Annotated in this window: 11 protein-coding genes; 3 read left to right on the forward strand and 8 right to left on the reverse strand. The window is 68.6% G+C overall.

Going from position 1 to position 12,392, the window contains the following annotated elements:
• Positions 1 to 64 precede the first annotated feature (64 nt).
• On the reverse strand, positions 65 to 1,585 hold the full coding sequence (arfA, locus tag ACT3T5_RS17215) for an arabinosylfuranosidase ArfA (protein WP_444595029.1): 1,521 nt from the start codon (positions 1,583 to 1,585) through the stop codon (positions 65 to 67).
• A gap of 201 nt (positions 1,586 to 1,786) precedes the next feature.
• On the opposite strand from arfA, the gene ACT3T5_RS17220 reads away from it, so the two are divergent.
• From ACT3T5_RS17220 to ACT3T5_RS17230, 3 genes are read left to right on the forward strand one after another with little or no spacing between them, the layout of a single operon-like run.
• Entirely contained in the window at positions 1,787 to 2,929 is a 1,143-nt protein-coding gene (locus ACT3T5_RS17220; RefSeq protein WP_444595030.1) for a LacI family DNA-binding transcriptional regulator, read from the forward strand.
• Positions 2,926 to 3,729, forward strand: a complete 804-nt coding sequence (locus ACT3T5_RS17225; protein WP_444595031.1) for a thymidylate synthase — start codon at positions 2,926 to 2,928, stop codon at positions 3,727 to 3,729. The genes ACT3T5_RS17220 and ACT3T5_RS17225 overlap by 4 nt, the downstream gene beginning before the upstream one ends.
• Positions 3,726 to 4,349, forward strand: a complete 624-nt coding sequence (locus ACT3T5_RS17230) for a dihydrofolate reductase (RefSeq protein ID WP_444595032.1) — start codon at positions 3,726 to 3,728, stop codon at positions 4,347 to 4,349. Before ACT3T5_RS17225 ends, ACT3T5_RS17230 begins: the two co-directional genes overlap by 4 nt.
• A 69-nt stretch (positions 4,350 to 4,418) precedes the next feature.
• On the opposite strand, the gene ACT3T5_RS17235 is transcribed toward ACT3T5_RS17230, so the two are convergent.
• The 7 genes from ACT3T5_RS17235 to ACT3T5_RS17265 form a co-directional block, all read right to left on the reverse strand.
• Positions 4,419 to 5,390, reverse strand: a complete 972-nt coding sequence (locus ACT3T5_RS17235; RefSeq protein ID WP_444579661.1) for a glycoside hydrolase family 43 protein — start codon at positions 5,388 to 5,390, stop codon at positions 4,419 to 4,421.
• Entirely contained in the window at positions 5,387 to 6,241 is an 855-nt protein-coding gene (locus ACT3T5_RS17240) for a carbohydrate ABC transporter permease (RefSeq protein WP_443352027.1), read from the reverse strand. The genes ACT3T5_RS17235 and ACT3T5_RS17240 overlap by 4 nt, the downstream gene beginning before the upstream one ends.
• Positions 6,238 to 7,293, reverse strand: coding sequence for a carbohydrate ABC transporter permease (locus ACT3T5_RS17245; protein ID WP_444579662.1), 1,056 nt, complete (start codon positions 7,291 to 7,293; stop codon positions 6,238 to 6,240). Before ACT3T5_RS17245 ends, ACT3T5_RS17240 begins: the two co-directional genes overlap by 4 nt.
• Entirely contained in the window at positions 7,290 to 8,549 is a 1,260-nt protein-coding gene (locus tag ACT3T5_RS17250; RefSeq protein WP_444595033.1) for an ABC transporter substrate-binding protein, read from the reverse strand. Before ACT3T5_RS17250 ends, ACT3T5_RS17245 begins: the two co-directional genes overlap by 4 nt.
• A gap of 271 nt (positions 8,550 to 8,820) precedes the next feature.
• A complete protein-coding gene (locus ACT3T5_RS17255; protein ID WP_444595034.1) occupies positions 8,821 to 9,735 on the reverse strand; it encodes a carbohydrate ABC transporter permease in 915 nt (304 codons plus the stop codon).
• Positions 9,732 to 10,682: a carbohydrate ABC transporter permease gene (locus ACT3T5_RS17260; RefSeq protein ID WP_443352161.1), complete on the reverse strand. Its 951-nt coding sequence runs from the start codon at positions 10,680 to 10,682 to the stop codon at positions 9,732 to 9,734. Before ACT3T5_RS17260 ends, ACT3T5_RS17255 begins: the two co-directional genes overlap by 4 nt.
• A 139-nt stretch (positions 10,683 to 10,821) precedes the next feature.
• Positions 10,822 to 12,105, reverse strand: coding sequence for an extracellular solute-binding protein (locus ACT3T5_RS17265; RefSeq protein WP_441464515.1), 1,284 nt, complete (start codon positions 12,103 to 12,105; stop codon positions 10,822 to 10,824).
• Positions 12,106 to 12,392 lie beyond the last annotated feature (287 nt).

Consider the following 12,392-nt stretch of genomic DNA (forward strand, 5'->3'; position numbering starts at 1 on the left):
CCTGCGGGAGGAACGGATCGGGACCGGCCGACGGGGTCAGGCGGCCGGGGTCAGGCAGTGGGCGTCAGGCTGCCGGGCGAGCCAGACGCACCAGGGTCCACGAGATCGCGGGCAGGTCGCCGACGAGGCGGCCTCCCTCGAGGCGCACCGAGTCATTGGCCGCCGGGACCACGGTCTCGGGCGCGGCCTGGGTGTTCGTGGCGTAGGGGTCCTCGTGGTGCAGGGTGAGGGCCTCGACGACCTCGAGATCGCCGAAGGAGTCGAGATCCGCGTCCAGGGCGAGGGGCGCGTCGGCCCCGCGGTTCACGACGAACACTGCGAGCGTGCCGGCGTCGTCGTCCCAGGTGGCCACCGCGTCGGCCGCGGAGCTGGAGCCGAAGCGCTGGTTCTCGAAGCTCGGGGCGTCCAGACGCACGTCGAGCACCTCACCCACCGCATAGCGGGAGGTGAGTGCGAAGGGATGGAAGGTGGTCTGCTTCCAGGCGGCCCCGCCGGGCTCGGTCATGATCGGGGCGATCACGTTGACGAGCTGGGCGAGCGAGGCGGAGGCGACGCGGTCGCTGTGGCGCAGCAGCGAGATGAGCAGGTTGCCGAACACGACCGCGTCCATCGCGCTGTAGGTGTCCTCCAGGAGCACGGGGGCGACGGGCCAGTCATCGCCGCTCGGCGGGCGGGACTCGGCGCGGTGCTGGTACCAGATGTTCCACTCGTCGAAGCTGATCATGATGCGCTTGTCGCGCTTGAGCTTCGCGCGCACGTGATCGGCGGTGGCCACGACGGAGTCGATGAAGTGGTCCATGTCGTCGGCCGAGGCGAGGAAGGAGGCCTGGTCTCCGTCCTTCTCGGAGTAGTAGACGTGGGCGGAGACCATGTCTACCTGGTCGTACGCCTCGGTGAGGACCGTGTTCTCCCAGGCGCCGAAGGTGGGCATCTGGGAGTTGGAGGAGCCGCACACGATGAGCTCGAGGTCCGGATCCTCCTGACGCATGAGGCGGGCGGTCTCGGTCGCCAGACGGGCGTACTCCTCGGCCGTCTTGTGACCGGCCTGCCAGGGGCCGTCCATCTCGTTGCCCAGGCACCACATCGAGATGCCGTAGGGCTCGGGATGCCCGTTGGCGGCGCGCTGGTCCGAGAGCGCGATGCCCTGCGGGGCGTTCGCGTACTGGAGCACGTCCAGCGCCTCCTCCATCCCACGGGTGCCGAGGTTCACGGCGTACATCGGCTCGACGTCGGCCTTCTTCGCCCAGGCCATGAACTCGTCCAGACCCACGGTGTTGGGATCGCTCGAGTGCCATGCGAGGTCGTGGCGGGTGGGGCGGTCCTCGACCGGGCCGACGCCGTCCTCCCACTTGTAGCCGGAGACGAAGTTGCCGCCCGGGTAGCGCACGGAGCTCACGCCGAGCTCGCGGGTGAGCTCGAGGACGTCGGTGCGGAAGCCGTCCTCGTCGGCCGTCGGATGGCCCGGCTCGTGGATGCCCGTGTAGACGCAGCGGCCGAGGTGCTCGACGAACGCGCCGAAGGTGCGGCGGCGCACGGGGGCGACGCGGAAGGAGGGGTTCAGAGTGAGGGTGACGTGCGAAGACATCGGTGTCGGCGTCCTTCTCGAAGGTAGGGGAACCGGTCCGTGCGCAGCTGTGCGACGGAAAGTTCTACAACGTTGCAATAACCTTTCCATACCCGTGTGACCACGTCAACGGGTCTCCGGGATCCGGTCGGCGCACCCTGTCCGGCCGCTCGCCGCGCCAGGTCGTCCGCGCGCCTGTCCTCAGGTGCGAGAATCGACCCCATGCCCCTGCACCCCGCTTCCGGCCGCAAGCGCCCTCCGGCGCTGCGCGACGTCGCCGAGCTCGCGGGCGTCTCGATCAAGACCGTCTCCAACGTGGTCAACGACTACCCGCACGTGAAGGACTCGACCCGCGAGACGGTGCGCGAAGCGATCCTGCAGGTCGGCTACCGCCCGCAGGCCGCGGCGCAGCAGCTGCGCACCGGGGCCTCGAAGATGATCACGCTCGCGGTGCCGGCCCTGACCTTCTCCTACTTCTCCAACCTCGCCCAGCAGTTCATCGACGAGGCGCAGCGGCGCGGCCAGACCGTCGTCCTGCATTCGACGTCCGGCGGCCGGGAGGCCGAGCGCACCGTGCTCGAGGGGTTCAACCGCGTGGTCGGCGACGGCGTGATCTTCAATCCTCTGCTGATCGAGGAGGAGGTGTTCGCCCGGATGGAGCAGACCACGCAGCCCACCGTCTTCATCGGCGAGCACCTGCCCGAGAAGCTCCCCCACGGCAGCGACTACGTACGGATCGACAACGTCGCCGCAGCCTTCGACGCCACGACCCACCTGCTCGAGACGGGTCGGCGGCGCATCGCGTTCCTCGGTGCGATCGCCACCAAGCACGGCCTGCAGCCGCACAGCTCCGGCTCCCTGCGCCGGGACGGCTACCTCGCCGCCCTGCGGGAGCACAAGGTCGAGCCGGATCCCAGCCTCGTGCAGGCGGTGGACGACTGGCATCGCCACGACGGGTTCGCCGGCGCGCAGGACCTGATGGCCCGGCACCCGGACCTCGACGGGATCGTCTGCGGCAACGACGACCTCGCGATCGGGGTCCTCGCCCACCTGCGCCGACTGGGCCGTCGCGTCCCGGAGGACATCGCCGTGATCGGCTACGACGACACGCCCGACGCCCCGTTCGCCTCGCCCCCGCTGTCCACGATCTCCCCGGACAAGCACGCCCTCGCCGCCACCGCGCTGGATCTGCTGACCGAGCGCATCCAAGGGTTCGACGGGCCGCCCCGGATCGTCGACACCCCGTATTCGCTGGTGATCCGTGATTCCACGGAGCCTGCAGCCGGCGGCCACACTCCGACCACCCCCTCATCCACCCTTCCTGACGCCACTGACGCGCACGACCGCGAGGAGCTCCCCCGGTGACCATCCCGACCCCGTACGAGGACCTGCTGCGCGAGGTCATGGAGACCGGCAACGCCAAGAGCGACCGCACCGGCACCGGCACCCGCAGCCTCTTCGGCAAGCAGATCCGCTTCGACCTGACCCAGGGCTTCCCGCTGATCACCACGAAGCGCGTGCACACCCGCTCGATCATCCTCGAGCTGCTGTGGTTCCTGCGCGGGGACACCAACGCGCGCTGGCTGCAGGAGCAGGGCGTGAGCATCTGGGACGAATGGGCCGACGAGAACGGTGACCTCGGCCCGATCTACGGCGCGCAGTGGCGCTCCTGGCCCACGGCGGACGGCGCCGTGATCGACCAGATCAGCGACGTCGTCGAGCAGATCCGCACGAACCCGGACTCCCGCCGCCTCATCGTCTCGGCCTGGAACCCGGCCGACATCCCGCAGATGGCGCTCGCCCCCTGCCACGCGCTGTTCCAGTTCGAGGTGCACGACGGGAAGCTCTCCTGCCAGCTGTACCAGCGCAGCGCCGACCTGTTCCTCGGGGTGCCGTTCAACATCGCCAGCTACGCGCTGCTGACCCACATGATCGCCCAGCAGACGGACCTCGAGGTGGGCGACTTCGTGTGGACCGGCGGCGACTGCCACATCTACGACAACCACGTCGAGCAGGTGACCCGGCAGCTCTCGCGCGAGCCGTTCCCCTACCCCACGCTGACGATCGGGCGCCGACCCGAGTCGATCCTCGACTACGAGCTCGAGGACTTCGAGATCGAGGGCTACCAGCACCACAAGGGCATCAAGGCCCCGGTGGCGGTGTGAGCAGGGCTCAGTCCCCGACCGGTGGCGTGAGTGCTGGGCCCTCTCCCCGGATCGGCCTGATCTGGGCGCAGGCCCGCGATCGCGTGATCGGCGCGGCCGGCACGATGCCCTGGCACCTGAGCGAGGACCTCCGGCACTTCTCGCGCACCACGAAGGGCTCGCCCGTGGTGATGGGCCGACGCACCTGGCAGTCGTTCCCTGAGAAGTTCCGACCGCTGCCGGGGCGCACGAACATCGTCATCACCCGCGATGATGCCTTCGCCGACGAGGGCGCTGTGCGTGCTCGTGACCTGGGGGATGCGCTGCGCATCGCGCAGGAGACGGTGGCGACGACCTCGCCCGAGGCCGGCGCAGCCACCGCGCCGGCGTCCGCGACCGACGGACCGTCCGACGCCGACTCCCGCCCGGTGATCTGGGTGATCGGCGGCGGTTCCGTGTACCGCGAAGCGATCGAGGACGCCGACCTGCTGGTGGTCACCGAGATCGACCTCGAGGTCGACGGGGACACCACGGCGCCAGCGGTGCCGGATCGCCTCGGCACGCCGGTGGCCGACCCGGAGAACGGGTGGCACGAGGCGAAGAACGGTCTGCGCTACCGCATCCTCACCTACCGCCGCTGATCGCCGGCCGTCCCTCCGAGGCACAACCCGTCGGCTCACGGAGCCCGTCGGCTCAGCCAGCCCGTCGGCTCACGGAGCCCGGCGGCTCACGACCAGGGACGGCGGTTCCGTACCCACCTCGAGCTCCCGCAGATGCAGGTAGCGGCCGGTGCGCTCCTCGTCCCAGGCGTGGAAGGCGATCACGTCCTGGCCGTCGGGACCGATCGTGCATGAGTTGTGCCCGGGCCCGATGAACTCCTCGTCGCTCGCCAGCAGCACGTCCTCCCCCGGCGCCGGCACGGTCCAGGGACCCTCGGGCGACGTCGCCCAGGCCCAGGCCGTGCGATAGCCGGGCCCCTGCCAGGAACCTCCTGACCAGGTCATCAGCAGCACACCATCGCGGACCACCACGTGCGGGCCCTCGAGGGTGTGCCAGTCGAAGCGTCGGCCGTACATCTCTCGGTCGCGGGCGAAGATCTGCCAGTCCGCGTACGGCGCGAGCACGCTCACCGTCTCCCCGAGCGAGGTCGGGGAGAGCAGCGGCGCGGCCGCGAGATGGGTGCCCGGCCGTTCGTGGTCGAGCACGTCGCGGGCGAAGAACAGCCACCAGCTGCCGTCGGGGAGCCGGCACGGGGAGGCGTCGATCGCGAACAGCTCGTCCGGGGTGAGGACCACGCCCTGGTCGAGGAACGGGCCCTCGGGACGCTCGGCCCGGGCGACCCGGATCAGGTGCCCCCGATCGCCATGGCCCACCGAGTAGTACATCCACCAGATGCCGTCGCGCACGCAGACCTCGGGAGCCCAGTAGGAGTCCCCCGCCTGCGGGTCGAGCGCCTGCAGGACGTTGCCGACCCCGCGCCACTCGCGCAGGTCCGACGAGACCGCGGCCGGGACAGCACGACCGCCATGCACCGGACCGGTCCCGTAGGCGATCCACCCGTCGGCCGTGCGCACCACGGCGGGGTCCGCGAGCGGCGTCGACCAGGCGGGCTCGGCCCGGGGAGCACGGACCGAACCGTCCTCGACGGGCCGGTCGCCGGCGTCCCCACCTGCCCCGCTCATCCCTTCAGTCCCGTCGCCGCGATGCCCGCGACCAGGTAGCGCTGGAGCACGAAGAACACCAGCAGCACCGGGATCAGGCTGACGGTGGCGGCCATGAACAGGCCGCCGTAGTCGAAGGTCTGCGCGGTGAGGAAGGAGGACAGATATATCTGCACCGTCATCGCATTCTGCCCGTCGCCCGCCACGACCAGCGGCCACAGGAAGGCGTTCCACGAGCCGATCAGCCCCAGCACCGTGAGCGCCGAGGCGAACGGCAGCGTATTGGGGAAGACGATCCGGAAGAAGGTGCGGAAGAACCCGGCACCGTCGATATAGGCGGCCTCCTCGATCTCCCGTGGGAAGTTCACATAGAACTGCCGGAACAGGAACACGTTGAAGGCGCTGAACAGTCCCGGCACGATCAGGCCCTGCAGGGTGCCGATCCAGCCGAGCGAGGCGACGATGATGAAGTTCGGGACGAACGCCGTGGTCGCCGGCACCAGCAGCACCACGATGACCAGTATGAACATCGGTTTCGCGGCTCGGTGCGGGATCCGCACCAGGGCGTACCCGGCCAGCGCCGCGATGAGGATGGACAGCGACGTCGAGACGATCGCCATGATCGCGGAGTTCATCAGCGCGTCGAGATACCGCGGATCCGCGAAGAGCTCCGGGATGCGCTGCCATTGCGGATCGCTCGGCCAGAACACGAAGTCCTGCGAATAGATCTCGTCGTTGGTGGACAGCGCCGTCTTGATCATCGCGTAGAACGGCACGAGGAACACCAGGGCCAGCACGGACGCCACCGTGTAGCGCAGCACGAGTCCGACGCTGCTGCGGTTCTGGCCCACGATGTTGAGCTGTGCGGTCATCGCCGCGCCTCCTTCTCCGGCGTCTGCGTGGTCTCCGTCGTCTCCGCGGCGTCGACGGGCCGACGGCGGCGCCCGCGCAGGAACCCGAACCGGCGCCGGGTGGTGTCGTCGTTGGACCCGAAGCCGACCAGCCAGGTCTGCAGGAGCCCGGCGAGGACCATGATCGCGGTGAGCACGAGCGCGCCCGCGGAGCCGCGGCCGAAGTCCTGCTGCGGACCGAGCGCGATGTTGTACAGGTACACCAGCGGGGGTCGGGTCTCGGGATTGTTGCCCGTGAGGTTGTAGAACTCGTCGAACGCCTGGAAGGACGCGATGAGCAGGAGCAGCAGCACCGCGGCCGACGTGGTGCGCAGCTGCGGCAGGGTGATCAGGCGGAACATCGAGAAGCCACCGGGATTCAGCCCGTCGACCGACGCCGCCTCGTACATCTGGGTGGGGATCGCCTGCAGGCCCGCGAGGAACAGCAGCATGTAGAAGCCGACCTGCAGCCACAGCCGCACGGAGACCAGCACGATCCACCAGTACGGCGAGGCGGACAGCCATGACGCGATCGAGTCGAGCCCGACCACGCCCAGCAGCTGATTCACGATCCCGGACTCGAGACCGTTGAACAGCGACAGCCTCCACACCACGCAGGCGACGACATAGCTGCATGCCGTGGGCAGGAAGAACACCGAGCGGAAGAAGGTCTGAAACCTCGGCAGGCCGTTGACTAGCACGGCGAGCGCGAGGGAGACCGCCATCGTGACCGGCACGATGAACACTGCGAACACGAGGAAGGTGCGCAGGGACTGCAGGAACGCGGTGTCGACGAGGAAGCCGCGGAAGTTGTCCAGGCCGATGAACTTCGTGGGCAGCACGGTGCCGCGGGCCTCGAAGAGGCTCAGCGTCCCACCCCAGATCAGCGGCAGGATCGTGAACACGCACAGCCCGACCAGGAACGGGGTGAAGAAGAGCCAGAAGGCGAGTCCGTTCCCCTTGATCCGGGTGGGGCCGGTGCGGGTCGGGGGCGCGGCCGTGGCGTCGGCCCGCGTGGCGGACGGGGCGCTCACGACCCGATCGCCCGGTTGCTGGCCTCCTCGGCCTTCGCCAGCTCCTCGGCCGGGTCGGCACCGTTCTTGAGGATGTTGCTGATCGCGTCGTCGCGCGGAGTGCCGATGTCCCCGGTGTACTCCGGCGGGCCGGTGACCCCCATGTCCTTGGCCATGGTCGCGATCTCCAGGCCGTTGCCCTCCTTGAGCGCCTCCGCCTGATCGGCGACCGCGGTGATCGGCGGGATGTGGAACCCGTAGCTGAGCGCCCAGTCCGTCTGATGATCGGTCTGGTCCACCCACAGCCACTTGGCGAACGCCTTGGCCGCATCGGTCTTCTCGCTGTTGCCGGCGACCTGCTCGTTCCAGGAGCCCATGAAGGCGACCTGGCGGCCGTCCGAGCCGACGGCCGGATGCGGGAACACGCCGATGTCGTCGAGGGCGCCCTCGAGCGCCGGCAGCGCCCAGCAACCGCCCCAGGTGATCGCGGCGAGACCTGCGGCGAAGGCCGCCGGATCCGCCCAGTCCGACGGGGCGCCGGTGAGGAGCACGTCGTCCTTGATCATCTGCTGGATCGACCCCAGCCCCTCGGCGTAGCCGGGAGTGTTGTAGGCGACGGCGTCCTTCGCCTCGTTGAGCGGGGATCCGCCCGCGGCCCAGACCATCGCCCAGGAGCTGGCGTCGTAGTTGTTGCCCAGGAACAGGCCCTTCTGATCCTTGGTGGTGAGCTCGGTGGCCGCGGCGACCAGGTCGTCGAAGGTTGTCGGCGGCTCGATGCCCGCCTTCTCGAACAGGCTCTTGCGGTAGTAGAAGTGCTGCGGGTCCAGGATCATGGGGATGCCCCAGATCTTGCCGTCGATCGTGACCGGGCCGAGCGACGCCTCGTTGAACTGGTCCTTGACCGGCTCCATGATGTCGGTCAGGTCGGTGTACCGCCCCTGCTTCGCCTGGTCCACAGCGATCCCGTTGTTCTCGAACACGTCGACGCCGCCGCCCGAGAGCAGCGCGGTCGAGAGCCGGGCGGCATAGTCGCCGGTCACCCAGTTCACCTTCACGGTCGCGTCCTCGTAGCCCGCGGCGTACTTCGTCGCGGCGTCCTGCGTGCCGTCCTCGCCGTACTGGTGGTACCACTGCGAGAGCGTCTCTCCGCCTCCTCCTCCGCCACCACCGGTCAGACCGCCGGTGTTGCCGCCGCAGGCCGCGAGGCCGGCGCCGGCGAGCGCCATCCCGCCGAGGCCGAGAGCATTGCGTCGCGTGAACCGATTCCGAGTAGGCATAGCCGTCTCCTTTGAGGCACCGAGGCGTCGCATCGTTGCGAGGCTGCTCGGAGTCTAACGTGAGAATAGGTGGCTCCGGTCACATCTGCGCAACGGTTCCGGAGGCAGGTTCTCGACCTCCCCGACGCGGTGCGCACACAGAACGCCTGCCACCCGGCGGGCGCTCGGCTCGGGAAAGAGCTCGGACGCGCCGGATGGCAGACGTCCGATGGTCGCGTGGGACGCGAGGCGCGGGACCGGTCGGGCTGACCGGTCCCGTCAGAGCCGCCTCTCAGGTGCCGGCAATGCCGGTGGTGGCGACACCCTTGATGATCTGGCGCTGGAAGAACATGAACACCACGATCAACGGCAGCGCGGCGAGCACGGCCTGGGCCATGTTCTGCGCGTACTGGATGCCGTAGGCGCTGATCACGGTCTGAAGACCGGTGGGCAGCGTCATCAAGCTGGCGTCGTTGACCACGATGAATGGCCACAGGAAGTTGTTCCATGCGCCGATGAACACGAAGATCGCGACAGCGCCCAGGATCGGGCGGGACAGCGGCAGCACGATGGACCAGAAGATCCGCAGCCGGCTCGCGCCGTCCATGAGCGCGGCCTCCTCGAGCTCGAAGGGGATCTGGTCGAAGAACTTCTTGAGGATGAACACCATGGGTGCCGCGACGACCTGCGGCAGGATGATCCCCCAGTAGGTGTCCACCAGGTTCAGGTTCAGCATCAGGTGGAACAGCGGGACGATGAGGATCTGGCCAGGGATCATAATCGAGGCGACGATCAGGGTGATGATCATCTGCCGACCGGTGAACTTCAGCCGCGACAGGGCATAGCCGGCGAGCGTCGAGATCGCCACGGTGATCACCGTGACCAGCGCCGAGGTGAGCAGGCTGTTCCATGCCCATCGCGGCACCAGACCCTCGGTGAGCACATTGAGGTAGGCCTTCAGCGTGAACCCGCTGTCGGGAATGATCGAGACCGGCATGGCGGCCGCCTCGGCTTCCGTCTTGAAGGAGGTCAGCACCGCCCAGAGCACCGGGATGAGCCAGGCCAGAGCGAGGACGGCGAGGATCACGAAGGCGAGGATCCGGGCAGGGGTGGGCCCGCGACGGCGACGCCCGGCCGTGCTGAGTGCCGGAGACTCCGAGATCGGGACCGCCGGGCTCAGGGTGGCGGTGGGGGTCGCGGCGCTCATGCCTTCACGCTCCGTCGGGACGAGATCACCATGTAGGCGATCGAGACGATGATGATCAGGAAGAAGAAGATGTAGGAGATCGCCGAGGCATAGCCCAGGCGGTAGCCGGTGAATCCGACCTCGTAGATGTACAGCAGCACCGGACGGGTCTCCCCTCCGGGCCCGCCGCCGGTCATCTGATAGATCTGATCGAAGACCTTCAGCGAGGCCAGCATCTGCAGGACAAGGACCAGCACGGTCGTGGGCAGGAGCTGCGGCAGGGTGATCGAGCGGAACTTCCGCCAGGCGCCGGCCCCGTCGAGCGAGGCGGCCTCGTAGAGCTGATCGGGAATGTTCTGGAGGGCAGCGAGGTAGAGCAGGAAGTTGAAGCCGATGGTCCACCACACGGTCGTGACGACCACGGCGATCATGGCCGTGCTCGGGTCCTGCAACCAGGCTGGCCCAGCGATCCCGAACCAGCCGAGGAAGGTGTTGATCAGCCCCAGCTGCGGGTTGTACATCCAGTTCCAGAACTGCGAGACCACGGTCGAGGCGAGCAGGAACGGCATGAAGAACGAGAGCCGCCAGAACCACTGACCCGGCAGCCCGATGTTGACCAGCACCGCGAGCAGCATCGCGACCACCACCAGCGGGACCGTCGAGAGGACGGTGAACCACGCGGTGTTGGCCAGCGAAGTCCAGACCTGCGGGTCCCCGAGGGCTTCCTTCCAGTTCGCCAGGCCCACGAACTCCGTGTTCGTGCCGGCGAGGCTCGTTCCGGTGAAGCTCATCCACAGGCCGTAGATCGTGGGCCAGATGAGGAATATCCCGAACGCGAGGAGGAACGGCGCGCAGTACAGCCAGCCGCGCAGGTTGTCCGAGCGGCGGCGACGGGCCCGGCCGACGGCGAGGCTGTCGCCCTGCAGAGCGCCCTGTGGAGGGGCGGAGAGAGCTTCGGCGGTGGTCATCGGTCGTCTCCTTCGACGGACGGACATGTCTGCACGACTGAGATGGAGCGCGAACGGCGCGCCGGGGAGGGGAGGGACGAGGTGGCCACCGGGGTCGTGCGGAACCCGGGAGGCAGCGTCTCGAGATATCGCACGGCGATCACATCGGGGTCGGCTTGAGCAGCAGGGCGTTGATCCGGGCGACGAAAGCGTTCCAGCCGTCGAGCGGATCGGTGCGCCGCGCCCAGACGTTCTGCATGTCATTGCCGAAATAGGTGTGGAAGTCGCTGCCGGATCCGCTGAACCAGGCCGGCGGGTCATAGACGAGGTGGTCGACTGCATCGGCATAGTGCGACTGCGGGACGAGGTCGGCATAAGCCGGATCCTCGATCACCGGGGAGTAGGCGGGAATGTGTCCAGCGCCCGCCCACGTGATCGAGTTCTTCAGGAGGTAGGCGACGACTCCATGCACGTTGCGGCGCCGTTCCGGATCCGGGTTCATCTGGTGGGGCAGCACGAAGGAGTGCGAGTCGGCGTAGGCGACCGGCTCCCCGAAGACGCCCGGGATCATGGTCATGTCGAAGGGGACTCCTTGGTTGCGGTAGTTCCCCGATTCCCAGACACCGCCGTAGAAGGCCCCGGAACCACCGGTGGCGAACTCGGAGATCGCGGTGCCTCCGTCGTGCCCGGGGTTGCCGACCTCGCCGTCGATGAGCGAGAGGATCCACTCCGCGGCCTCGATGACCAGTTCCTCCTGGTACACCATCTTCTTGCCCACCGGCAGCTCGATCGTGCCGCCGAGCTGGGCGTAGTAGGTGGAGAACATGCGCCACTGGTTGGAGCCGTCCCCCAGGTACCCGAAGGAGAGCCCATAGCCGCTGGGAGCCTTGGCCCCGAGCTCGAGCGCCATCGCCCGGAAATCCTCGGGGTTGTCGGTGGGCATCAGGAGTCCATCACTGCCCAGCACACCCGCCGCGTCGGCGATCTCGGTGTTGTAGTAGAGGACGAACGGGTGGGAATCCAGGGCGATGTCGGTGAGCTTGCCCTCCACGACCATCTTGTCCCAGATCAGCTCCGGGAAGTCCTCCTGGCGGACGCCGAACTCCCCGAGCAGGTCGATGTCCCATTCATCGAGCAGACCCCCGGGCGCGTAGCCGGGCACGCGCGCCGCGTGCATCACGGCGAGGTCAGGGGCTCGGCCGCCGGCCGAGGCCATCGCGAGCTTCGTGTAGTACGGGGCGCCCCAGGCGAGCACGGTCTGCTTGACGGAGGCCGACCCCTCGGTGGCCATGTAACCGTCGAGCATCTCGCCCATTGTCACTCCGTCCGGCCCGGAGAGCAGGTGCCAGAAGGCGATGTCATCGGCCGCCCTCGCCGCGGTGCCGGCGCAGCCGGACAGCGCACCCAGCCCGCCGAGAGCGCCCAGGGTGCCGGCACCCTGCATCAGGGCGCGACGGCCGACGGCGGGGCCGCTGTCGCGAGCACGCCCGGGAAGACCTCCGGGGGAAGTCGGCCGGGGCCCTGCGGCGCCGGCGCGAGAAGAACCAAGCACCATTCCATCCACCTCTTCGTGGTGGGGCGCGGCCGCCGCGGCAGATGCCGTGCGCGGCCGTCAACCCGACAGTCTTCGTACGCTGGTTTCGAATTTACATCGTTGCAAAGCGGCCGTCAACACTCCGCGCAGAAGTGCTTCTTGTGGGGCCCACCGGCCGATTCGCTCCATCCGGGCAG

The sequence above is a fragment of the Brachybacterium sp. AOP3-A1-3 genome (assembly GCF_052378285.1).
Taxonomy (GTDB): domain Bacteria; phylum Actinomycetota; class Actinomycetes; order Actinomycetales; family Dermabacteraceae; genus Brachybacterium.

Excerpts from the sequence above, each read along its gene's own strand:
- arfA (WP_444595029.1), bottom strand. The coding sequence starts at position 1,585 with ATGTCTTCGCACGTCACCCTCACTCTGAACCCCTCCTTCCGCGTCGCC.
- ACT3T5_RS17220 (WP_444595030.1), top strand. The coding sequence starts at position 1,787 with ATGCCCCTGCACCCCGCTTCCGGCCGCAAGCGCCCTCCGGCGCTGCGC.
- ACT3T5_RS17235 (WP_444579661.1), bottom strand. The coding sequence starts at position 5,390 with ATGAGCGGGGCAGGTGGGGACGCCGGCGACCGGCCCGTCGAGGACGGT.
- ACT3T5_RS17240 (WP_443352027.1), bottom strand. The coding sequence starts at position 6,241 with ATGACCGCACAGCTCAACATCGTGGGCCAGAACCGCAGCAGCGTCGGA.
- ACT3T5_RS17250 (WP_444595033.1), bottom strand. The coding sequence starts at position 8,549 with ATGCCTACTCGGAATCGGTTCACGCGACGCAATGCTCTCGGCCTCGGC.
- ACT3T5_RS17255 (WP_444595034.1), bottom strand. The coding sequence starts at position 9,735 with ATGAGCGCCGCGACCCCCACCGCCACCCTGAGCCCGGCGGTCCCGATC.
- ACT3T5_RS17260 (WP_443352161.1), bottom strand. The coding sequence starts at position 10,682 with ATGACCACCGCCGAAGCTCTCTCCGCCCCTCCACAGGGCGCTCTGCAG.
- ACT3T5_RS17265 (WP_441464515.1), bottom strand. The coding sequence starts at position 12,105 with ATGCAGGGTGCCGGCACCCTGGGCGCTCTCGGCGGGCTGGGTGCGCTG.